Genomic DNA, 21,273 nt, shown 5'->3' with positions numbered 1-21,273 from the left:
CCACGCCGGGCGAGAATGCTATTCCAGCACCACTTCTGCCGGCATGCCGCCGTGGTGGCCCTTGTTGACCGAGGAGGGCGCAATGCCAAAATATTTCCGGAACACGCGGCTGAAATGCGAGGAGCTGGAGAAGCCCCACGAGAACGCGACGTCCGTGATCGTCTTGCCGTTCTGGGTTTCCAGTTCCTGCCGGCAGTGCTGCAGCCGGGCCCGCCAGATGTAGTCGCTGACCGTCATGCCGCGGTCGCTGAACAGCATGTGCAGATAGCGCTTCGAGCAGCCGAGCGCCGCGGAAATGCGGTCGATACAGAGATCGGGGTCGCGCAGATGCTCCCGGATGAAACCCTGGGCCCGGACATAGGTCGCCTCGGCGCTGCCGCGATCGAGCATCGCACCGGTCTCGCGCAACGGCAGCAGCAGCAGGTCGATCAGCGAATCGGCGACGCCGACGGCATTCAGGGGAGACAGCTTGGTCGCCTCACCGAAGGCCGCGTGGACGAAATCATAGGCGATGCGGCCGGTGCCGTTGCGCGCCGACAGTTTGCAGGGCGCCATCTTGGAAAGCTGGAAGCCGCGTTCCTTCAGGAGGTCCTTGGGAACGATAACGACCTCATGGCGGGTCAGCGCCGGGCTGATAATGGTGTGCGGGCAGGACACATCGTAGGCAAAGCAATCGCCGGGCACGATGTCGAAGTGACGGCCTTCCTGCTCGAAATGCGATACGCCGTAGGTCTGGAACAGGATCTTGATGTAGGGGTGCTCGCTCAACCTGATACGCGAGACAGTGTGCGCGATCCGATGCTGGCTTGCCTCGATCTGGCACAGTTTGAGCCGCGACACGCTCGTATAGTTGATCCGCCCTTCGAACGAGGATCCTTCCAGGGCGTCGACGTCGAACTGACCGCACAGATCGGTCAGCGCGTCCGACCAGCGCTGGATCTGACGCTTCGGCGTCAATCCGGTCGTGTTGAGCGAATGGACAGTATCGGACATTTTTCCAGCCACCGATTCGATCCCCAAACGTGACTGCTCTTGGCGCGAGACCTGGCCCGTGAGCCGCGCCTTTTCCCTCGTTTTGCAGACGTTGAGGGGGTCGGCGGGATTCCTCCCGGTCATTGTCGGCCAATCCTCCGACTTAGTTCTGGCGTCGTCAAGCGCAACCTTGGATCGCGCGAGATCGGGCGATGGAACATTGCAGATCGCCGATTGATGCTCTGCAACATGAAGCAGCCTTCTCGCGATTTCAGGCGCAGCCCAAAAAATTGATGAAGTTTCGCTGTCAAGCAAGCGGCTGTTCGCTCTTGGGCAAGTCGTGCAGCACCGATCAGGCTACGCATAGGGAACGAAAATCGAAGAAATGGGCCGTTTCGACGGAAACCCTGAGCTCTTAACACTGGGAGGAATCCACGATGCGCAAGTTGCTTTACGCGACCAGTCTTGGCGTCATAGCGGCATTTGCCGCCGGAGCCGCCAATGCCAACGACGAACTCCACAAGATGGCGCAGAACCCGAAGGACTGGGTGATGCCGGCTGGCGACTACGCCAACACGCGTTTTTCGAAGCTGAATCAGATCAACGCCTCGAATGTCGCAAAGTTGCAGGTTGCCTGGACGTTTTCGACCGGCGTGCTGCGCGGCCACGAAGGTGGACCGCTCGTCATCGGCAACATGATGTATCTCTCCACCCCGTTCCCGAACAAGGTCTATGCTCTTGACCTTTCCAAGGACAACCAGATCGTCTGGAAGTACGAGCCCAAGCAGGACCCGAACGTCATTCCAGTGATGTGCTGCGACACCGTGAATCGCGGCGTTGCCTATGGCGACGGCAAGATCTTCTTGCATCAGGCCGACACCACGCTGGTTGCGCTCGATGCCAAGACCGGTCAGGTCGTGTGGTCGGTGAAGGACGGCGATCCCGCCAAGGGCGCGACCGGCACCTCGGCGCCGCTCGTGGTCAAGGACAAGGTCCTGATCGGCATCTCCGGCGGCGAGTTCGGCGTGCAAGCTCACTTGACTGCCTATGACATCAAGACCGGCAAGCAGGTCTGGCGTGGCTTCTCGGAAGGACCTGACGACCAGATCCTGGTCGACGACAAGACCACCGAGCTCGGCAAGCCGATCGGCAAGGATTCGAGCTTGAAGACTTGGCAGGGCGATCAATGGAAGATCGGCGGCGGCGCCACCTGGGGCTGGATCTCCTACGATCCCGAACTGAACCTCGTGTATTACGGCTCGGGCAATCCATCGACCTGGAATCCGAAACAGCGTCCCGGCGATAACAAATGGTCGATGACCGTCTGGGCCCGCAATCCGGACACCGGCGTTGCCAAGTGGGTCTACCAGATGACGCCCCACGACGAATGGGACTATGACGGCGTCAACGAAATGATCCTCAGTGATCAGAGCATCGGCGGCACGCCGCGGAAGCTGCTGACCCATTTCGACCGCAACGGGCTCGGCTATACGCTCGACCGCGCCTCCGGCGAACTGCTGGTCGCTGAAAAGTACGATCCGAAGGTCAACTGGACCTCCGGCGTCGACATGAACAAGGGCTCGCCGACCTATGGCCGGCCGAAGGTTCTCGACACTGCGTCGACCGACAAGGGCGGCGAAGACCACAACGTCAAGGGCATCTGCCCGGCCGCGCTCGGCTCGAAGGATGAGCAACCGGCAGCCTACTCGCCGGATACGCAGCTGTTCTATGTGCCGACCAACCACGTCTGCATGGACTACGAGCCGTTCAAGGTGAGCTACACCGCAGGTCAGCCTTATGTCGGCGCGACGCTGTCGATGTATCCGCCTCCCGGCGAGACCAACATGGGCAACTTCATCGCCTGGGACGGCAAAACCGGCAAGATCGCCTGGTCGAACAAGGAGCAGTTCTCGGTCTGGTCGGGTGCACTCGCGACCGCCGGTGGTGTGGTGTTCTACGGCACGCTGGAAGGCTACCTGAAGGCTGTCGACGCCAAGACGGGCAAGGAGCTCTACAAGTTCAAAACCCCGTCCGGCATCATCGGCAACGTCAACACCTATGAGCATGACGGCAAGCAGTTCGTGGCTGTGCTGTCCGGCGTCGGTGGCTGGGCCGGTATCGGCCTCGCAGCCGGCCTGACCGATCCGACCGCCGGCCTCGGCGCCGTCGGTGGCTATGCGGCTCTCAGCAACTACACCGCGCTCGGCGGAACACTGACCGTGTTCCAGCTGCCGCAGTGAGCTGATCCAACCTCGTTCCGGCGCATGGGCTAATAGACTCCATGCGCCGGTTCGCCTGCTACCGAATCCTGAAGGACAAGCTCTTGCGTATCATCTGGTTGGTGACTGCCGCGGTCCTGCTTGCGGCAACGGGAGGAATTGCTTCCGCCGAGGCTCCGGGCGACCCGACCGCGGTCAAATCCGAGGACGGCAAATATCTCGATAAGGATGGCAACCCGACCTACAAGGTCACGGCTGACGGTACCGTGGACTGGTACACCTATTCCGGTTATCGCCGTTACCACTCGGAATGCCACGTCTGCCACGGGCCCGACGGAATGGGTTCGAGTTACGCGCCGGCACTGAAGGACTCGCTCAAGACCATGAACTATGCCGACTTCCTCGGCGTGGTCGCCAGCGGGCGCAAGAACGTCAGTACGTCGCAGGAGAACGTGATGCCGGCGTTCGGCGACAATCCGAACGTCGCCTGTTACATGGACGACCTCTACATTTATCTGCGAGCCCGCTCCGATGATGCGGTCGGGCGCGTGCGTCCGGCGAAGCATGAAGACAAATCCGATGCCTATACCAAGGCGGAATCTTCGTGCATGGGACACTGAACGCACGGGATCTGGATATGGGTCTGGATCGGGTGCGGATAACGAGATGTTTTACGGTTTGGAGAGACTTCGATGAAGACACGCGCCGCCGTCGCTTTCGCGGCCAAGAAGCCGCTAGAGATTGTCGAGCTTGACCTGGAAGGGCCCAAGGCCGGCGAGGTCCTGGTCGAGATCAAGGCGACGGGTATCTGTCACACCGATGCCTACACGCTCGACGGCTTCGACAGCGAAGGCATCTTTCCTTCGGTTCTGGGACACGAAGGCGCGGGCATCGTGCGTGAAGTCGGCGCCGGCGTTACGTCGGTCAAGCCGGGCGATCATGTGATCCCGCTCTACACGCCCGAATGCCGGCAGTGCAAAAGCTGCCTGAGCCAGAAGACCAATCTCTGCACGGCGATCCGCGCCACGCAGGGCAAGGGCGTGATGCCCGACGGTACCTCGCGCTTCAAGTACAAGGGCGAGACGGTGTTCCACTATATGGGCTGCTCGACATTCTCGAACTTCACGGTGTTGCCCGAGATCGCGGTGGCGAAGATCCGTGAGGACGCGCCGTTCGACAAGAGCTGCTACATCGGCTGCGGCGTGACCACCGGCGTCGGCGCCGTGGTCAACACCGCCAAGGTGACGCCGGGCTCCAACGTCGTGGTGTTCGGCCTCGGCGGCATCGGCCTCAACGTGATCCAGGGCGCCAAGATGGTCGGCGCCGACAAGATCATCGGCGTCGATCTCAATGACTCGAAGGAAGCTTGGGGCCGCCAGTTCGGCATGACGCATTTCGTCAACCCGAAGAAGGTCGAGGGCGATATCGTCCAACATCTGGTCGGCCTGACCGATGGCGGCGCCGACTACACCTTCGACTGCACCGGCAACACCACCGTGATGCGCCAGGCGCTCGAAGCCTGCCACCGCGGCTGGGGCGTCTCCGTTGTGATCGGCGTTGCGGAATCCGGCAAGGAGATCGCGACGCGGCCGTTCCAACTCGTAACCGGCCGGGTCTGGAAGGGCACCGCGTTCGGCGGCGCGCGCGGTCGCACCGACGTGCCGAAGATTGTCGACTGGTACATGGATGGAAAGATCCAGATCGATCCGATGATCACCCACGTGCTGAAGCTCGAAGAGATCAACAAGGGATTTGACCTGATGCATGAGGGCAAATCGATCCGCTCGGTCGTCGTGTTCTGAAATCAAAACAGCAAGCAGTAGGAGGATAGCCAATGACTGTTCATATCCACCCATCGGTCGACAACGGCGTCAAACAAGGCTCGGGCCACTTCGCCGGTGGAACCCTGGTCTGCAAATGCGCGGACAAGAAGGTCAAGGTCGGGATCAAGGGCGACGTCGCCCACAACCACGCCTGCGGCTGCACCAAGTGCTGGAAGCCCTCCGGCGCAGACTTCTCGGTGGTCGCGGTCGTGCCGCGCGAGAACGTCACCGTTCTCGAGAACGGCGACAAGCTGCACATCATCGATGCCTCGGCGGCAATCCAGCGCCACGCCTGCAAGGGCTGCGGCACGCATATGTACGGCCGGATCGAGAACAAGGGCCATCCGTTCTACGGCCTCGACTTCGTCCATCCCGAGCTGTTCCAGGAATCAGGCTCGGCTGCTCCGGGCTTTGCGGCCTTCGTGTCGTCGGTGATCGAGTCCGGCGTCAAGCCGGCCGATATGGCCGGGATCAGGTCGCGCCTGAAAGAACTCGGGCTCGAGCCCTTTGATTGCCTGTCGCCGCCGCTGATGGATGCGATCGCCACCCACGTGGCAAAGGCCAAAGCAGCCTGATCAAGGCGGCCTGACTTGCCGCCATGACGAAATCCCGTGCCGGCTGCTGCTGCCGGCACGAGATGACTTGAAAGTACCCTCGTGACCTTTGAACCTTGCATGCCCTGCGGGCGACCACAGGGCATGCATTTTATTGTCCGCGTTGCCCTCGTTCTTTCCCCCATCCTGGTCCTTTCGCACGCCAATGCCGTGTCGCCGGAGGACCGTTACATCGCGACGCGTGACGCCGCGATCGCCAAATTCGCCAAGCTCAAGGTCGATGACGCCGCCGACAAGGCGGAGGCCGGGGCGCGCGAAGACCTCAAGGCGCAAATGGCCGCCATGCTGCCCGAGCCGGTCCGCACCGGCTTCGCGCCGGCCCAGCTCAACCTCGACACTTTATATAAGGGCGATCAGGGGTTCGGCATGCTGGACGGCCTGCGCTTCGATGCCGACGCCGGCCTCGACGGTGGCAAGATCGGCGACAAGCGCCCCGATGGCAGCTTTGTCGAGCCAAAGGCCCATATCGTTGTCACGACCGAATCCCTGTTCACACGCTGGCTGCGCGAGCACAAGGCGTGGTGGGACAAGGGAAGCAAGAATGTGCCGCAGCAGATCGATGCGGCGTTGAGGTTTGAGGGCCTTTACACCCAGGCGATTTCGACCGATGCCGCCGTGATCAATTTCAACGAGCTGCCGATCGCCAAGCCGGCTTCAGCGACCTCAACCTATGCCTTTCTGGCCGGCCGCTCCCAGGACGAGACCCCTGACAAGGCCGATGAGGTGTTCGTGACGGCGCGCGCCAACGGCAAGGTCTATGTCGCCTATGGCGAGATCACGCCTGCCGTGCAGGTTCCGGCATGCACCACAATCCGCGCCGACATCAACAAGCGGGCGGAAGAAGCCGAAGAGAAATTCCGCCAGAAGAAGAGCGACAAGAAGGCGTATGACATGCTCGGCAATCTGCGCGAGCAGGCCGACGGCGCCTTCAAGCGCTGCTTCGTCCAGCACGCGCCGGAGCAGCCGGCATTCGCCCAGGCCGCAAAGCAGGCCCAGGCTCTCCTGGAAACGGCCCTCGGCAAATAGCGTCATCGCGCCTATCTTTCGGGGGAGCCCAGCCCCCCGGGAGACGCCATGACCACCGCCATCAATCCGTTTCGCATTTCCGTCGCTGACGACGTGCTCGAGGACCTCCGCACCCGGCTGCGCCGGACGCGCTGGCCCGAGGCGGAACTCGTCTCCGACTGGAGCCAGGGCGCGCCGCTGAATTGGATCAAGGACGTCTGCCGCACCTGGGCCGAGGACTATGACTGGCGCGCGCGTGAGGCGCGGCTCAATCGCTTTAGCCAGTTCACGACAGAGATCGACGGGCTCGACATCCACTTCATCCATGTCCGCTCAAAGCATCCGAACGCCGTGCCGCTGATCATCACCCACGGTTGGCCGGGATCGGTGGTCGAATTCCACAAGGTGATCGAACCGCTGACAGACCCGACCGCGCATGGCGGCAGCGCGGCCGACGCATTTCACGTGGTGTGCCCGTCGCTACCGGGCTTCGGCTTTTCCGGCAAGCCGACCACGGCGGGCTGGGGCGTCGACCGCATCGCTAAGGCCTGGGCTGTCCTGATGGAGCGGCTCGGCTACAGCAGGTATTTTGCACAGGGCGGTGATTGGGGCTCGGCGGTGACGACCGCAATCGGCGCCCAGGATGCCGCGCACTGCGCCGGCATTCACATCACACTCGCGATGTCGACCCGCCCCAATGTCGAGGGACAGCCGACGCCGGAGGAGACCCGCGCCCTCAACGGCATCAAATACTATGCCGATTGGGATTCCGGATATTCCAAGCAGCAATCGACCCGGCCGCAGACGCTCGGCTATGGCCTGACCGATTCACCAAGCGGGCAGGCGGCCTGGGTCCTGGAAAAATTCTGGGCCTGGACCGACTGTGACGGCCATCCCGAAAACATCCTCAGCCGCGACGAGTTGCTCGACAACGTCATGCTGTACTGGGTCACCGCGACAGCCGCGTCGTCGGCGCGGCTCTATTGGGAAAGCTTTGGGCCGAACAGGCGGACCGTGCACAAGGTCACGGTTCCGACCGGCGTTAGCGTGTTTCCCAAGGAGATCGTCACGCCGGTGCGCAAGTGGATGGAGGCGAGCTACACCGACATAAGGCACTGGAGCGAAATGCCGAAGGGCGGGCATTTCTCCGCGTTCGAACAGCCGGAGCTGTTCGTCGGCGAGGTGCGCAAGTTCTTCGGGACGCTTCGCTAGCTGCGTAGGATGGGTGGAGCGTAGCGATACCCATCAGCCGCGCCGCGGATATGAGGTGATGGGTATCGCTGCGCTCCGCCCATCCTACCGACTGATCATCTCCGCTGCTGCTTGCTTGCGGTCTTGGCGCCGCGAGCCACTGCCCAGAAGTACCCGCCGCAGAATGCAACAATCGCAACAATCACACCGGCGGCGATAATCTCTTGCATGTTTGAAGCTCTCCAAGTACACGTGTCCCATCTACGTGGGAATTTTGCCCACGCAAAGAGCAAAAATTGGACGCGGGCGTGATGAGACAGGGTCGGTGCATGGTCAAAGCCAACGCAGCAGAGAGCTATCTTCGAGCGATCGCAGCTCTCGCCCTCATTGCCATCTTCGGTTCAGCACAAGCCGCTCGGGCTCCGAATACGTTGGAAGCCGATGGAGGTGCCGTCTCGATTCCGATCGGTCCGCGGAGCCAGACGTCCGCAGTAGCCGTACAACTTCCCAAGGGCGTTTCCGCGATATCAGAGACTTACGGCGATTGGATCGTCAAATGTCTGGTCGACAACGGCACAAGGCTCTGCACCCTGAGCCAGGCGCAGCTCTCCAAGGAGACCAACCAGCAAGTCTTCGCCATCGAACTGCTTCCCAGGGATGGAAAGACCGAAGGCAACATGCTGGTGCCATTTGGGCTGAAGCTCGACGCCGGCGCCATCCTCAAGCTTGATGGCAAGGATCTGGAGCAGGCGCGCTTCTCGACGTGCACAGCGCAAGGCTGTTTGCTTCCGGTGTCCTTTCCAACGGTCGTGACCGAGACCATGGGCAGGGCCAAGGTCCTCACCGTTGCCGTGCAAAACATCAACAACGGGCAGGCTGTCGTCGTGACTGTCCCCCTCAACGGCTTCGCCGCGGCCCTCGAGCGCACCATTCAACTCGGAAGCTGACCGGCACGCGCGCCCAGCGCGGAGCTTTCATCCTTCCGGCTCCGCGCCATCGATCGAACTCATCGCGTGCCGGGAATAAATCCAGGCACGCCGGTCTTCACCACCGAGTTGAACCTGATGTTCGTGGTGATGCGGTCGCGAATTTCCTGCATGGCATCCTCGGGCAGGGCCGAAATGTCGAAGTTTTCCTGGATGCGCGCAGGTTTCGTCGACGTCGTCAGGAAAGCGGTGCCGCGCTGCACGGCCCAGGCCAGCGCAACCTGAGCCGGTGTCTTGTGCAGACGCTGGGCGATAGCTGTAATCACCGGATCGGCCAGCACGTTGGGCTGCATGGCATGTCCCAATGCTGCGAACGCCTGCAGCACGATGCCATGCTCCCGGCAGAAATCGAGCAGCTCCCATTCGGGAAGATACGGATGCGATTCGACCTGCACCACCGCAGGCTTGATCCGCGCCGCCGCAACCACTTCGCGCAGTCTCTCCAACGTGATGTCCGACAGGCCGATCGACTTGCAATGACCGTCGTCGACCAGGCGCTCCATCGCCTGCCATGTCTCGACCAGCGTGACGCCCGGATCATAGATCACCTGACCCCGCGCATCCCGCGGGTCCTGCTCGTCGCCGGGTTGGAAGGCAAAGGGCGTATGGATCAGATAGCAATCGACATCGTCGATCTGCAGCCGCTTGCGGCTGGCATCGAAGGCCGGCTTGACCCGCTCCGGGCGGTGATTGGTGTTCCATAGCTTCGTGGTCACGAACACGTCTTCGCGCCGAACGCTTCCCGCCTTGAACGCGTCCTGCATGGCGTCGCCGACCGCTGCTTCATTGCGGTAGCGTTCGGCGCCGTCGAGATGTCGAAATCCCGCCTCGAGCGCGGCCTTGGTCGCCTGTTTGGTTGCGACCGGATCCGGGATCAGCGTGCCAAACCCGACGGCGGGGATTGCACCGGTTCCGTGGTTGAGGGGAATCCTCGTATCGCGAAGCGTGTCTGAGATTGTCATGATCATCTTCCTTGGTTGAGGGGCTTTGCGGTTATCAATTGGCCGGTCGCGTCCTGCGGAGGAAAGGCACGAGCGGGCAGCCCGCGAACAGTGAAAGATCGAACCGCATCGAAAGCTCCTTCCTCAGTCTAATTTAATAACGTTCGTTACAAATAAACCAGAGCGATGCGACAATCAAGAAGCCGCTCTATTGATTTTTGTAACGATCTATATAAATATGCGGCCAGCAGGCAAACAGGGTGTTTTGCGATATGGCGGGAAAAAAGATCGAAACGGCACCGGCGCGCCGGGGGCGGCCGCGGGCCTATGACGCCGAGGCGGCGCTGAAGCAGGCAACGGACACCTTCTGGCGGACCGGTTATTCCGGGACGTCGCTGGACAGCATCGCGGCCGCGACCGGCATGAATCCGCCGAGCCTCTATGCCGCATTCGGCAACAAGCACGCGCTCTATCTCGAGGCGCTCGCACGCTATTGGGAGATCAGCCTGGCGGCGACGCACGAGGCTCTGGCGGAGGACCGTCCGCTGGCGGAAGCGCTGATGCTGGCCTACGACGCCGCGTTGTCGATCTATTTTTCGGGCAAGGGCAGCGCGCGCGGCTGCTTTGTGCTCGGGACCGCCGTCGCCGAATCTGTCGAGGATGCCGCGATTCGGAGCAGCGTCGCGCAGGGTCTCCGCAAGATCGATGCTGATTTTGAAGCCCGTTTCCGCGCCGCGCGTGAGCGAGGGGAGCTGAAGCCTGATGCCGACCCCGAAGCGCTTGCGCTTCTCGCCTCAGCGACAATGCACAGCATCGCCATCCGCGCCCGCGCCGGAGCGCGCCGCACTGAGCTGAGGGAGTTTGCCCGCAAGGCGGTGAGCGTCATCTGTGGACGCAAGGTCGAGGCGGACTGAGCGGGTGCCGCATTGTTTCGAGCCGCCCTGAGCTGCGACCGAGTGTCGTCTGTTCGAGGCGAACGAGCGTGGGGTAGGTTGGCCCGAGCCGTGGAATCCCGGGGTAGAACGGGGAGCCCTTGCACCGCGATCCGGCAACGGCCATATGTTACCGGTCGAGTGTCGGCCAAACGACTTGGCCTCTGTGCTGTTTTGACCAGGATGTCCTGGCAAAGCCTCTGGTTTCGTGACCCCGCGACTGGTTTTCGGCCGCGGGGTTTTCTATGACAACGCGCGATGCCGCCAACGCCAGGCCTTGAGCCGTGGGCCCGCGCATCAGGGAAATCGAGGTCGCGAACGTGCCCACCGATATCGATCTGGATGATCACGACGACATCATGTACCCGCAGGTCCTTCCATTCCTGCTGGTCCACGCAGGGTGCTTCGCGGCGATCTGGTCGGGCGTCTCGTGGCAGGCAATTGCGATTTGCGTCGCTCTGTACGGGTTGCGCATGTTTGCGATCGGTGCCGGGTATCATCGCTACTTCTCGCACCGAGCCTACGCAACAAGCCGGACGTTCCAGTTCATCCTCGCATTCCTGACCCAAAGCACCGCTCAGAAAAGCGTGCTTTGGTGGGCCGCAAAACATCGGCATCACCACCTTCATTCCGATACCGAGCAGGATGTCCATTCGCCCCGGCACAAGGGCTTCGTGTACAGCCACGTCGGCTGGATATTCTATCGGCAGCATGACGCGACCGATCTGGTGAAGGTTTCGGATTTTGCGTCCTATCCCGAGCTACTGTGGCTGCACAGGTTTGAACTCTTGCCGGCGTTCGTGATCGCGGGTCTGTGCTTCCTCATCGGCGGATGGTCGGGGCTCGTGGTCGGTTTCCTCTGGAGCACCGTGCTGCTCTATCACGCGACGTTCTGCATCAACTCGCTTGCGCATGTTCGCGGGCGCAAGCGGTACGTGACCGGCGATGACTCCCGCAACAACTGGCTGCTGGCCCTGCTTACGATGGGTGAGGGGTGGCACAACAATCATCACGCCTACCAAAGCAGCGCCAGGCAAGGCTTCCGCTGGTGGGAGGTCGATGTGACCTACTATGCTCTGGTGGCCTTGTCGTGGCTCGGGATTGTCTGGGATCTCAGGAAGCCGCCCGAGCGCGTTCTGCGCAATGAGCATCCCCTGGCGTCGCGCGTGGTCAAACGAACGGCCGAGCAGCTCGCTGCATGTTTCAGTCCTGAATCGATCGCGATGGATATCAAATCGTCAGTCTACGAGACCGGATTGTCGGTGCGGGACGCGCTTGTTCTATTGCAACAGCGGGTCGATTTGCGTCTGCCTCATATGCCGACCCGCGACCGGTTGCTGGCTGAAGCCCGGCAGATGTTCGCAAAGACCAGATCTTTGGACGAGATTGTCGACCGTGCCTATGAACATCTCGTCGAGTCGGTCGGCTCCCTTTTGGCCCGCGACGTCCTTGCGATGGAAACCGTTAAAGGCGGCTAGGCTTTCGCAGACCGCCTTGCCGTTTTCCTGGTGACCGGCGATTTCGGCACCTTGCCCGTTTCCATCGGAATTTCCTTGAGCCGATCGACAAACCAACGGCCGGCGGGGCCGGGCGGTGACTTGGTCTGCCACACCGCCGACATCGGCAGGATCAAACCATCCGGAGGCACGTCCTCGATTGGCAGCACGGAAAGCCGCCCCTCTTCCAGATCCTTGCGCACGGCATGCAAGGGCATTCCGCCCCACCCGAGACCCTTGAGCAGGAAATGATGCTTGGCGAATAGATCAGCAAGCCGCCACGTCGCAGCCGACATCACGCCGAATTCACGTCCCGATGATAGCTCCGACCTGTCGGTGAGAACGATCTGGGTATGTTTTCCGAGAACCTCCCTGGGAATCCTGCCGCGATAGGAGGTCAGGGCATGATCGCGGGCCGCAACCATGAGAAACGCGATACCGGGCAACCGCTCATACGTCAGCGTCTCCGGAATCACCGGGAGCGATCCGATGACGCCGATGCTGCAACGGCCGTCGAGCACGGGTTTGATGGCGCCTCCGAGCGCCTCGACATAGATGCGGAGCCCCACGCCCGGGTATTTTTCCCGAAACTCCTTGGCCAGTTGGGTGATCGCGTCGATCGGATAAAAGACGTCAATCACCACGGACAATTCCGGCTCCAGGCCTCCCGACATGCCCTTCGCACGGGCCTTCAGCAAGTCGACCCCGGTGATGATGCTGCGCGCATCGGCCAGGATCGCCAATCCCGCTGAGGTCAGTTTGGGATAGCGGCCGGAACGGTCGAACAACCGCACGCCGATCTGGTCCTCGAGATTGCCGATCGTCTCGCTCACCACGGACTGCGCGCGCAGCAGCTTGCGGGCGGCGGCGGAAAAGCTTCCCTGATCGACCGCAGCGATGAACGTGCGCAGTTGATCTAGCGAGACGGCGTCGAGCATGGGATCTACCTATCGACCAAACCGATACTAATCGCGCGAATGTACAGCCCGATGGGCGGTCGTATCAACCATTGAGGCTGCGTCGGCCGGACGACAACTTCTCGAGCGGGAGCGGCCGTCCCGTTCTGGTCAGAGCGCCCACTGATCCTCCTGGTCGCTCCAATAACCTCGGTTCAAGCGCCGGACGATCTCTTCGCTCATCGCCGGATCGGCTGCTGTCGCGATAGTGACGCCGTCTTGCGTGACGATCTCGCGGCCTCTTGCCTCGACCGGGAAGTGGTCCGGTCGCAGCGGCAAGCGTCGATCGGACCTGTCCCGGCACTCCCGGGCATGGGCCACACGTCGCAAAAGCTGAACTCCATCTGATCCAAACATCGTTTCCTCCATCGTGAGTATTCAACTGGATTGAACTCTCTCGGCCTCAGCGTCTGGCGGTCGCCGGGGTGCGCTGCAAGACACCCTGCAAGACACCCTGCAAGACACCCTGATTGTGCAGCCGGCGGCCGATCTCGGCGATGTTGCTCTCGCCAATTCTTAAGGACTCCGCGTTGGTGTGCACGGAGTAGTGCCCGGTCACGAGGTCGTAGGGGTGTTTGACCGCGGAGCCGAGGATGAAGCCGGCATCGGAGAGCGCTTCGAACGCGATCGGCTGATTGCCCTCTTCGAACACGGCGAGTTCGCCCATCGAGACCTGCTCCGGAGTCGTCACGATCCCCTGATGCGCTGCGATCCAGGTGACGTCGTGTCCCTTGGCCGGCTGAAAAATCCAGCGCTCGCCGGCCTTGAGGCGCACATCGAGGTAGGTGATGCCTTGAGGCGAGCCGACGATGCTTTTCACACCGTCATACTCGCCTGCGATCACCCTCGCGGGACCGGAAAGATGGAAATCGGAGGCGTCAAGATACTGGCTTTGCGGGTCGGAAAGTTCGAGTTCGGGCGGCATGGCGACCCAGAGCTGAAAGCCCTTGATCCGTTCGTTGCCGAACATTCCGCCGGTATGCCAAACGCCGCTGCCGGCGCGCATCCACTCGACACCGCCGGTCTCGATGACGCCTTCGCGGCCGGTGGTCTCCTTGTAGGACGCCTGCCCGGACAGAATGAGGGTGAGCGTCGCTATTCCTGAATGGGGATGAAAGCCGAATTTTGGCGCGGTCGCCGGATCGGCGTCGAAGTAGTCGAGAAAGACGAACGGCTTGATCCGTTCGCCAATGTCACCCGGACTGACCAGCCGGGTGACGCGGCCATGCGAGTGTCCACGCGTGCGCAGGGTCATCTTCCGGGACGTCTCTTCGGCGCGGATCGGACGCGTGAACACTGCATTGGTCGTCATTGTCGTTCTCCCAAGGTTTGGCCGTTGCTGCGTTTCAAGGCTCAGCCCTTGATCCGCTGAAGCAGGGCAACGAGTTCATCGCGGCGCAGATAGACGACCACCGCGTTGAGCACTCCCAGCACGATCGCCGGGGCCGGGCTGCTGTGCAGGACGAACAGATGGGTCGCCACGGCACCGACCATGGTGCCTCCGAGCCACAGCGCGCCGATCGAGGCCAGGCCGGGGAAGAGCAGTGCGACGGCACCAGCGACTTCGACGACGCCGGTCACGATGCGGAACCCCTGACCGAGTCCGATCTGCTCGAAGATGTCGACCATGAAGGGAGCGCCGGCCAGTTTGGCGACGCCGGCGGCGAGGAAAGCTGCTGCGAGGATGCCCTGCAGCGTCCAGGCACCGATGCGGCGCGAGGGACGGGCTGATTGGATGGAAGTTGCACTCATGTTGGTCTCCGTTGGGTGAGGGTTGAAAGTGAGGAGAAGCTAGGGCGCCGCCCGCCATGCCAATAGCCGATTTATTTAGATGATATATATCGGTCAGACCGATAGATGGTGTGCCGGGGAAAAGCGCATTGACAGCGTCGATTATATGTAATAGTAGCATCGACACACTTTCGGAATGTGTCATGCCAACGAGTACGCGCTTCGCCGTCGCCGTTCACATCCTCACCGCGCTTGCGGTGGGCGATGGCAAGCCGATGCGTTCCGAAGATCTCGCCTATTCCGCCAATACGAGCCCGGTCGTGATCCGGGGGCTGCTGTCGCGCCTGAGCGATGCGGGATTGACCCGGTCGCAGCTCGGTGCGGGTGGTGGAACGATGCTCGCGAGAGCTGCGAAGAAGATCAAGCTGCTCGACGTCTATGAGGCCGTGGAGGACACTGAGTTGTTCTCACTGCATCGGACACCGCCTTGCGAGAGCTGCGCGGTCGGCGGCAACATTCTGGAGGCGATGCAGCCGACATTGATGCGCGCGCGCAAGGGGCTCGAGAACGAACTGGCAAAGGTCACAATCGGGGATATCGCCTCTGAGGTGGCGCGCCTTGGGAGGTTCACTATGCCACTGACATGGTGAGCTGCTTTTTGCATCAAAATGTCACTATGTCATCGACATATAATCTCTTATTCGACGTCGATGCAAGACGTGTTGGAGCGGACAGCATTTGGGGGCTGCCGTTTCGAAGCTACTCGACCCCACCAACAACAGGAGTAATGGATGAGTATCGGAATTATCGGAGCGGGCGCCCTCGGTTCGAACGTGGCGCGATTGCTGGCAAGGAGCGGACTCTCGGCGACGATCGCCAACCGCCGAGGTCCGGAATCACTGGCGGGGCTTGTGGCGGAGCTTGGCCCTTCGATCAAGGCTGGCACCGTGGAGGAAGCCGCAAGCGCCGATATCGTTCTGGTGGCGTTGCGCTGGGTCGATCTCGAGAAGGTGCTCGGCGGGCTGCCGGCCTGGAACGGCCGCATTGTGATCGACGGCACCAATCCGGTCGAATTTCTTGACCCGAATTCGCCCGATGCCAAGGACCCGAGCAACCCGCTCGCTGCCTACGGCATCAAGGCCATCGATCTCGGGGGCCGGCATTCCAGCGAAATGTTCCGCGAGTTTGTTCCCGGTGCGCGCGTCGTCAAGACGTTCAATCATTTCGATGTCAGCGTCCTGCCGGAGCCGGCAGTGTCGGGTGGCCAGAGGGTGCTGTTTTATTCGGGCGACGATGCCGATGCCAAGGCCGAGGTTCGCAAGCTTGTCGAACAGACCGGCTATTTCCCCGTCGACCTCGGTGTGCTCGACGTCGGCGGACCGCTTGCTTCGCTGCCTTTTGGCGCGCTTGCAGCGATCAACTTCGTCAAAATCTGACCGGCGGGGAGCGCGTCCCTTCCGCTTGCAAAATCGGCCTGGAGCGTTATGCAGCGCTTGCGCGGTGCAAGCCTTCAGGCCGAAGGAGACGTCAGCGCCCCGGCCAGCACGTCGTGGAGAGGCTTGGGCGGCCGGCCGCCAAGGCGCTCGACGTCGCCGGTGACAATGTCGAACACACCCGCTGCGAAGCTCGCCTGGATGCCGACGACGATGTTGACGGCCCCCGCCGGCAGGCCCGCCCGCGTCAGTCCGGCGCGCAATTGCTCTTCCGTGATGACACGGAACGCAAGCGGTCGGCCCGTGATTTCGGCGATGAGGCTCGCGCGCTCCGCACCCGAGAGGCGCTCGGGGCCGGTCGCGTTGTAGATCGCGCCTGCATGGCCGTCGCCGATCAGGATTCCCGCTGCCGCGGCCGCCACGTCATCGCGCGCTACGAAAGCAGCCCGGCTTTCGGCGAGGCCGGGCAGCACACCCTGATCGAGCGTCCCCTGCGCCATCTGGAGGAAGGCTTCGGCATAGAAGTTCATACGCAGGATGGTCCAGGCCGGCGCCGTCGCGATCAGATGCTGCTCGCCCCGCCAGTAGGAGGCGCCGCGCGCCGGTTCCTCCTCCTGCCGCGTGCCCACGGCCGACATGAAGACGATATGCTTGACTCCCGCCTTCACGGCCGCGTCGATGGCCGCGACATTCTGTGCGCCGCGCTTTCCGGGCTCGGGAGCGACGGTTGTGATGATGAGCAGACGATCAAGACCCGCATAGGCCTGCGCCAGGCTTTCGGGCTGGTCGTAGTCTCCGAATCGTCCCTGGGCCGGTGTAGAGACGGTTTCGGGCGTGCGCGTGATCGCCACGACCTCGTGTCCGCCGGCGCGTTGCAGCAGTTCTGCGATGACGGCTCTGCCCAGATGGCCGCTGGCACCGCTCACACCGACCTTCATGTCATCCTCCAACTCGTTCACTGCAAGGTAGGCACGCAGACTTACGCCGCCGTGGCCGCCTCGAGCGCGGGATAGTCGGTGTAGCCCGGCGCGTCGCCGCCAAAGAAACCGGCGCGATCCGCTTCGTTCATCGGTGCACCGGTCTTCAACCGTGCGACGAAGTCCGGGTTGGCAAGGACCATCTGGCCGTAGGCTTCCAGATCGGCCAGGCCCGATGCGATGTCAGCACCGATCTGGTCGCGCGGACGACCAGGCCGGTTCACGATCAGCGCCTGCTTCCACCGCGCGCGGATGTCGCTCACGAGTTGCTCGTTGCCGGCATGGAGGACGTGCACATAGGCAAGACCAAGCTTGTCGAGTTCGTTGACCAGATAGCGATAGAGCGCCGGACCTTCCGCGCCTTCGTCGATCCCCCACATGGTGATGCCGGGGGACAGGCGGATCGCCGTCCTGTCCGCGCCAATCTCGTCGGCAATCGCAGTCGCGACCTCGATGGCGAAACGGGTGCGGTTCGCGATCAAGCCGCCATATTCATCGGTGCGCGTGTTGGCGTTGGGAGCGAGGAACTGTTGGACGAGATAGCCGTTCGCGCCGTGAATCTCGACGCCGTCAGCGCCCGCCTCGATGGCGCTGCGCGCCGCATGGCGGAAGTCGGCGACGGTCCGGCGCACCTCCTCGGTCGTCAGCGCGCGGGGCACGGGAATGTCCAGCATCCCCTTCGCGGTGAACATCTGACTTCCCGGCGCAATCGCTGACGGTGCCACGGCTTGACGATGATGCGGCGTATTGTCGGGATGCGACATGCGTCCGGCGTGCATGATCTGGATGAAGATACGGCCGCCCTTGTCGTGCACGGCTCGGGTCACGTTCTGCCACCCCGCGACATGCGCTGATGTGTAGATGCCCGGTGTGGCGAGATAGCCCTGTCCGTCGTCCGATGGCTGGGTGCCTTCGGTGACGATCAGGCCGACGCTGGCGCGTTGCGCATAATACTCGGTAGCCAATTCTCCCGGCGTGCCGTCGAATGTCGCGCGGCTGCGGGTCATCGGGGCCATGACCAGGCGGTTGGGCAGGGTGTGGCGTCCGATACGGACGGGCGTGAATGATTGGTTCATGGCTTTCTCGACAGGCCTGGATTGGACATGACGAGAAGCTAGGGATCGTACCGTAGCCGGATAAGCCAGCTTGTTCAGATGGGATCCATCGGCAGATCAGATACAGCGTTGGGGGATTCTCCCTCCCTCCGAAACGCAAGCTCGAAAATGGATCCTGCGCCTGCGACAACTCAACCCGACCGGGCAACTCAGCAAAGAGCCGTCAATCTGCCTTGGAAAAAATGATTCGGATTTTCAGTATTCTATCTTGACACGCCCCCCAACTCAGCCGTTTAATCCGCCCGTCTCACCCGATTGAGGGGCGCTCGCGATCGTCACGGACGTTGCGGTGAGATGCGGTGGACGCTGAGTGCGCGACTGACGAGAGCGCGTGAAGCGGACGGTGAAGTCGTGTGGTTCGGACGCCCCAGTGGTTGGTGTCCTCTCGCAAGACGCGACAGCGTCTTTGCGGGGGCGGTGACAAGCAAGCCTAGTCTCGCCGGGGAGAGCACGTATAAGCCGTAACCCATCGCGCAGGGAAAGCCGGAGTGCCTCCGCTGAACCTGTATGCTCGTGTGCGTTGCTTACTACTATTGCACACGGGACCGCGGGTGCAGCGCGCACCCGGCTTTCCCTGCGCCCTCTGTTTGAGGAGAGGGCGGAACGAAGAGCAAAGCTCGGGCAAAACACGTCGCGAGAACGCGAAGCTGCGTCCTATCCACGGTGTCATCGCCCGGCCTGTGCGCAATTGCTCACATGGACCGGGCGACCCAGTACGCCGCGGCCTTTCAGGTTGAACCCAGGCGCCTCTGGAATACTGGGTCACCCGCATGCGCGGGTGATGACACCGCGAATGGGCTGTCTGATGCGCGAAACGAAACGCTCGGCTTCAATCCCGATACGACGGATCAGCCCGATCGAGCTTGCGCAGCAGCGCGGGCCAGGCGAGTTCGCCGTTGCGTGCGGTGCGGCCGGGCTTGGGCAGCATCCGCTCATAGGTGTCTTCGAGGATATTTTTCGGCGGATAGACCAGCTTGGTGTTGCAGGACAGCGCCATCACCTGAGTCTGGCAGGCGCGTTCGAGGCGGAACAGCACGTTGAAGGCGGCCGGTACGGTTTGGCCGACAACCAGCAGGCCGTGGTTGCGCAGGATCATCGCCTCGTTGTCGCCGAGGTCGCGGACCAGCCGCTCGCGCTCGTCGACATTGTCGGCGATCCCTTCGAAATCGTGATAGGCGATGTGCAGGAAGCGCATCGAGGTCTGCGCGATCGGCAGCAGCCCGCATTCCATCGCGGAGACCGCCATGCCGGCCGGTGTGTGGGTGTGTGCGACGCAGTCGATGTCGTGCTTGGCCATGTGGATGGCGCTGTGAATGACGAAGCCCGCAATATTGACGTCATAGTCGGAAGCGTTGAACAGCGTGTTGCCCTGGACGTCGACCTTGATCAGGCTGGAGGCGTCGATCTCTTCGTAAAGCATGCCGTAGGGATTGATCAGGAACTGGTCGGTGGTGCCGGGCACGCGGCAGGAGATGTGGTTGGCGATCATCTCCGTCATGCCGTACATCGCCGTCAGGCGATAGCAGGCGGCGAGGTCGACGCGGGCCTGCCACTCCTCGGCGCTCACCTGCTCGCGAACCGATTTGACGACCTTGATCGCGGGCGAGCTGACGGGCGGATTCATGGCGTTCTCTCCTGAGCGTGGCGCGGGCCGGAGCCCGTTGATTGGCCGCGAAGATAGCAGAATTCGCACGGCGGCAAGGCGCGCCTCGTCTGCTTATTTGCAGGTCTGGCGGGCAAAATCCGAATGCGCCGTTGGAGTGCGGCGGGTACGATGTCGGCATCGAGGAAAAGAGCCGAGGCTTGCCATGACAAACGGCCGCTACCGCCTGATCGGATCGACCGCATCGCCCTACGCGATCAAGCTGCGCGCGCTGATGCGCTACCGGCGGATTCCGCACGACTGGGTGATCATGACCAAGGCGCTGCGGGCGGCGACCGCGCATCTGAAGCCGATGCTGATCCCGGTGCTGCAATATCCTGATGGCAGCTATCGCGGCGAGACCACGACGCTTGCCTACGACCTCGAGGCCCGGCACCGGGGGCGCTCGGTGATCCCGGACGACAAGGCGGTGGCATTCGTCTGCGATCTGCTGGAAGATCTGGCCGACGAATGGGCGGTGAAGCCGTTGTTCCTCTATCGCTGGTGGGACGCGGAAGACCAGGCCTACGTTTCGCGCTGGGGCGCCGAGGAATGGTCGACATCGGAGGCCGAGGCCGGCAGCCCACAGGAGGTCGCGGAATTCCGGCAGCGGCAGATCTCGCGCATGGTCATTCTCGGCGCGACCGCCGAGAACAGGCCGCTGCTCGAGGAGAGCTACCGCCGCATCCTGGCAGCCTTCGAGCCGCATGTCGGCATGACAAACTATCTGTTCGGCAGCCGGCCGTCGCTGGCGGACTTTGCCTGGTTCGGCCAGCTCAGCGAAATGGCGACCGACCCGGCGCCGATGCGGATCATGCGGGAGCGGGCGCCCTTCACCGACCATTGGGTGCGCCGGCTCGATGACGCATCCGGTGTCGAGGGCGCCTGGTCTCCGCGCGCGCAAGCGCTTGGCGGGTTCACCGAGGCGTTGCTGCGGATCGCCGGCGAGCTCTATTTGCCGTTCCTGGCAGCCAATGCGGATGCCTTCGCGAAAGGGCTCGACCGGCTGGAGATCAATGTGTGGGGGCTGCCTTATGCGCTGGCACCGTTCAAATACCAGGTCAAATGCCTGCAGCAAATCCGCGAGAAATTTGCCGCGCTTGATGGCGCCAGCCGCGCTGCGTTGAAGCCGGTGCTCGAACGCACCGGGTGCTGGGCCGTTTTGGCAAGGAGGTGATCACTTGGCCGTGCGGAAAGTCTTGGCGGACGCTTTCAATTGCAACCATAGGATGTTAGTATG

At 62.3% G+C, this 21,273-nt stretch carries 21 protein-coding genes; 12 read left to right on the top strand and 9 right to left on the bottom strand.

Features of this window, described 5'->3' with window-relative positions; genetic code table 11:
- Positions 1-18: 18 nt before the first annotated feature.
- Positions 19-993: a helix-turn-helix domain-containing protein gene (locus UP09_RS22060; RefSeq protein WP_044540382.1), complete on the bottom strand. Its 975-nt coding sequence runs from the start codon at positions 991-993 to the stop codon at positions 19-21.
- 416 nt (positions 994-1,409) lie between these two features.
- Here UP09_RS22060 and xoxF5 point away from each other — a divergent pair, with 416 nt between their 5' ends.
- The 7 genes from xoxF5 (at position 1,410) to UP09_RS22025 (ending at position 8,771) form a co-directional block, all read left to right on the top strand.
- Positions 1,410-3,212: a lanthanide-dependent methanol dehydrogenase XoxF5 gene (gene xoxF5, locus UP09_RS22055; RefSeq protein WP_044540381.1), complete on the top strand. Its 1,803-nt coding sequence runs from the start codon at positions 1,410-1,412 to the stop codon at positions 3,210-3,212.
- A gap of 83 nt (positions 3,213-3,295) precedes the next feature.
- Positions 3,296-3,811: a c-type cytochrome, methanol metabolism-related gene (locus UP09_RS22050; protein WP_044540471.1), complete on the top strand. Its 516-nt coding sequence runs from the start codon at positions 3,296-3,298 to the stop codon at positions 3,809-3,811.
- 72 nt (positions 3,812-3,883) lie between these two features.
- On the top strand, positions 3,884-4,993 hold the full coding sequence (locus UP09_RS22045) for an S-(hydroxymethyl)glutathione dehydrogenase/class III alcohol dehydrogenase (RefSeq protein ID WP_044540380.1): 1,110 nt from the start codon (positions 3,884-3,886) through the stop codon (positions 4,991-4,993).
- Positions 4,994-5,025: 32 nt separating this feature from the next.
- Positions 5,026-5,589, top strand: coding sequence for an S-(hydroxymethyl)glutathione synthase (gene gfa / locus UP09_RS22040; protein WP_044540379.1), 564 nt, complete (start codon positions 5,026-5,028; stop codon positions 5,587-5,589).
- A gap of 123 nt (positions 5,590-5,712) precedes the next feature.
- Entirely contained in the window at positions 5,713-6,654 is a 942-nt protein-coding gene (locus UP09_RS22035; protein ID WP_044540378.1) for a hypothetical protein, read from the top strand.
- A gap of 48 nt (positions 6,655-6,702) precedes the next feature.
- Positions 6,703-7,845: an epoxide hydrolase family protein gene (locus UP09_RS22030; protein WP_044540377.1), complete on the top strand. Its 1,143-nt coding sequence runs from the start codon at positions 6,703-6,705 to the stop codon at positions 7,843-7,845.
- 308 nt (positions 7,846-8,153) lie between these two features.
- Positions 8,154-8,771, top strand: a complete 618-nt coding sequence (locus UP09_RS22025; protein ID WP_044540376.1) for an invasion associated locus B family protein — start codon at positions 8,154-8,156, stop codon at positions 8,769-8,771.
- A gap of 59 nt (positions 8,772-8,830) precedes the next feature.
- Here the strand turns inward: UP09_RS22025 and UP09_RS22020 are convergent, their stop codons facing one another.
- Positions 8,831-9,772, bottom strand: a complete 942-nt coding sequence (locus UP09_RS22020) for an aldo/keto reductase (protein WP_044540470.1) — start codon at positions 9,770-9,772, stop codon at positions 8,831-8,833.
- 251 nt (positions 9,773-10,023) lie between these two features.
- Between UP09_RS22020 and UP09_RS22015 the strand changes: the two genes are divergently transcribed.
- Entirely contained in the window at positions 10,024-10,665 is a 642-nt protein-coding gene (locus UP09_RS22015; protein WP_044540375.1) for a TetR/AcrR family transcriptional regulator, read from the top strand.
- 377 nt (positions 10,666-11,042) lie between these two features.
- A complete protein-coding gene (locus tag UP09_RS22010; protein WP_044540469.1) occupies positions 11,043-12,161 on the top strand; it encodes an acyl-CoA desaturase in 1,119 nt (372 codons plus the stop codon).
- Here the strand turns inward: UP09_RS22010 and UP09_RS22005 are convergent.
- The 4 genes from UP09_RS22005 to UP09_RS21990 form a co-directional block, all read right to left on the bottom strand.
- Positions 12,158-13,117, bottom strand: coding sequence for a LysR family transcriptional regulator (locus UP09_RS22005; protein ID WP_044540374.1), 960 nt, complete (start codon positions 13,115-13,117; stop codon positions 12,158-12,160). The genes UP09_RS22010 and UP09_RS22005 overlap by 4 nt on opposite strands.
- A gap of 129 nt (positions 13,118-13,246) precedes the next feature.
- The gene (locus UP09_RS22000; protein ID WP_156164719.1) at positions 13,247-13,492 is read right to left on the bottom strand and encodes a hypothetical protein; all 246 of its coding nucleotides are present in this window, start codon (positions 13,490-13,492) and stop codon (positions 13,247-13,249) included.
- Positions 13,493-13,538: 46 nt separating this feature from the next.
- A complete protein-coding gene (locus tag UP09_RS21995) occupies positions 13,539-14,447 on the bottom strand; it encodes a pirin family protein (RefSeq protein WP_052833172.1) in 909 nt (302 codons plus the stop codon).
- A gap of 41 nt (positions 14,448-14,488) precedes the next feature.
- A complete protein-coding gene (locus UP09_RS21990) occupies positions 14,489-14,887 on the bottom strand; it encodes a DoxX family protein (protein ID WP_044540372.1) in 399 nt (132 codons plus the stop codon).
- A 182-nt stretch (positions 14,888-15,069) separates the two neighbouring features.
- Here UP09_RS21990 and UP09_RS21985 point away from each other — a divergent pair, with 182 nt between their 5' ends.
- A complete protein-coding gene (locus UP09_RS21985; RefSeq protein WP_044540371.1) occupies positions 15,070-15,516 on the top strand; it encodes an Rrf2 family transcriptional regulator in 447 nt (148 codons plus the stop codon).
- Between the two features lie 141 nt (positions 15,517-15,657).
- The gene (locus tag UP09_RS21980; RefSeq protein ID WP_044540370.1) at positions 15,658-16,302 is read left to right on the top strand and encodes an NADPH-dependent F420 reductase; all 645 of its coding nucleotides are present in this window, start codon (positions 15,658-15,660) and stop codon (positions 16,300-16,302) included.
- A 74-nt stretch (positions 16,303-16,376) separates the two neighbouring features.
- Here UP09_RS21980 and UP09_RS21975 read toward each other — a convergent pair whose 3' ends face one another.
- From UP09_RS21975 to UP09_RS21965, 3 genes are all read right to left on the bottom strand, one after another.
- The gene (locus tag UP09_RS21975; RefSeq protein ID WP_044540369.1) at positions 16,377-17,237 is read right to left on the bottom strand and encodes an NAD(P)H-binding protein; all 861 of its coding nucleotides are present in this window, start codon (positions 17,235-17,237) and stop codon (positions 16,377-16,379) included.
- A 41-nt stretch (positions 17,238-17,278) separates the two neighbouring features.
- The gene (locus tag UP09_RS21970) at positions 17,279-18,352 is read right to left on the bottom strand and encodes an alkene reductase (protein WP_044540368.1); all 1,074 of its coding nucleotides are present in this window, start codon (positions 18,350-18,352) and stop codon (positions 17,279-17,281) included.
- Between the two features lie 868 nt (positions 18,353-19,220).
- A complete protein-coding gene (locus UP09_RS21965) occupies positions 19,221-20,015 on the bottom strand; it encodes a class II aldolase/adducin family protein (protein WP_044540367.1) in 795 nt (264 codons plus the stop codon).
- 184 nt (positions 20,016-20,199) lie between these two features.
- Between UP09_RS21965 and UP09_RS21960 the strand changes: the two genes are divergently transcribed.
- Positions 20,200-21,210 carry a glutathione S-transferase N-terminal domain-containing protein gene (locus UP09_RS21960; protein ID WP_044540366.1) on the top strand — a complete coding sequence of 337 codons (1,011 nt, stop codon included), beginning with the start codon at positions 20,200-20,202 and terminating at the stop codon, positions 21,208-21,210.
- Positions 21,211-21,273 lie beyond the last annotated feature (63 nt).

The organism is Bradyrhizobium sp. LTSP885, from assembly GCF_000938305.1.
GTDB lineage: Bacteria > Pseudomonadota > Alphaproteobacteria > Rhizobiales > Xanthobacteraceae > Bradyrhizobium.
Note: the sequence above shows the minus strand (reverse complement) of the source record. Positions and strands in the feature narration are given on the sequence as shown.

Bases quoted from the DNA above. Each gene is read 5' to 3' on its own strand.
- UP09_RS22045 (WP_044540380.1), top strand. From the start codon at position 3,884: ATGAAGACACGCGCCGCCGTCGCTTTCGCGGCCAAGAAGCCGCTAGAG.
- UP09_RS22060 (WP_044540382.1), bottom strand. From the start codon at position 993: ATGTCCGATACTGTCCATTCGCTCAACACGACCGGATTGACGCCGAAG.
- UP09_RS22035 (WP_044540378.1), top strand. From the start codon at position 5,713: ATGCATTTTATTGTCCGCGTTGCCCTCGTTCTTTCCCCCATCCTGGTC.
- xoxF5 (WP_044540381.1), top strand. From the start codon at position 1,410: ATGCGCAAGTTGCTTTACGCGACCAGTCTTGGCGTCATAGCGGCATTT.
- UP09_RS21965 (WP_044540367.1), bottom strand. From the start codon at position 20,015: ATGAATCCGCCCGTCAGCTCGCCCGCGATCAAGGTCGTCAAATCGGTT.
- UP09_RS21960 (WP_044540366.1), top strand. From the start codon at position 20,200: ATGACAAACGGCCGCTACCGCCTGATCGGATCGACCGCATCGCCCTAC.
- UP09_RS22025 (WP_044540376.1), top strand. From the start codon at position 8,154: ATGGTCAAAGCCAACGCAGCAGAGAGCTATCTTCGAGCGATCGCAGCT.
- UP09_RS21990 (WP_044540372.1), bottom strand. From the start codon at position 14,887: ATGAGTGCAACTTCCATCCAATCAGCCCGTCCCTCGCGCCGCATCGGT.
- UP09_RS22005 (WP_044540374.1), bottom strand. From the start codon at position 13,117: ATGCTCGACGCCGTCTCGCTAGATCAACTGCGCACGTTCATCGCTGCG.
- UP09_RS22020 (WP_044540470.1), bottom strand. From the start codon at position 9,772: ATGACAATCTCAGACACGCTTCGCGATACGAGGATTCCCCTCAACCAC.
- UP09_RS21975 (WP_044540369.1), bottom strand. From the start codon at position 17,237: ATGAAGGTCGGTGTGAGCGGTGCCAGCGGCCATCTGGGCAGAGCCGTC.
- UP09_RS21985 (WP_044540371.1), top strand. From the start codon at position 15,070: ATGCCAACGAGTACGCGCTTCGCCGTCGCCGTTCACATCCTCACCGCG.
- UP09_RS21995 (WP_052833172.1), bottom strand. From the start codon at position 14,447: ATGACGACCAATGCAGTGTTCACGCGTCCGATCCGCGCCGAAGAGACG.
- gfa (WP_044540379.1), top strand. From the start codon at position 5,026: ATGACTGTTCATATCCACCCATCGGTCGACAACGGCGTCAAACAAGGC.
- UP09_RS22010 (WP_044540469.1), top strand. From the start codon at position 11,043: ATGTACCCGCAGGTCCTTCCATTCCTGCTGGTCCACGCAGGGTGCTTC.
- UP09_RS21970 (WP_044540368.1), bottom strand. From the start codon at position 18,352: ATGAACCAATCATTCACGCCCGTCCGTATCGGACGCCACACCCTGCCC.
- UP09_RS22000 (WP_156164719.1), bottom strand. From the start codon at position 13,492: ATGTTTGGATCAGATGGAGTTCAGCTTTTGCGACGTGTGGCCCATGCC.
- UP09_RS22015 (WP_044540375.1), top strand. From the start codon at position 10,024: ATGGCGGGAAAAAAGATCGAAACGGCACCGGCGCGCCGGGGGCGGCCG.
- UP09_RS21980 (WP_044540370.1), top strand. From the start codon at position 15,658: ATGAGTATCGGAATTATCGGAGCGGGCGCCCTCGGTTCGAACGTGGCG.
- UP09_RS22030 (WP_044540377.1), top strand. From the start codon at position 6,703: ATGACCACCGCCATCAATCCGTTTCGCATTTCCGTCGCTGACGACGTG.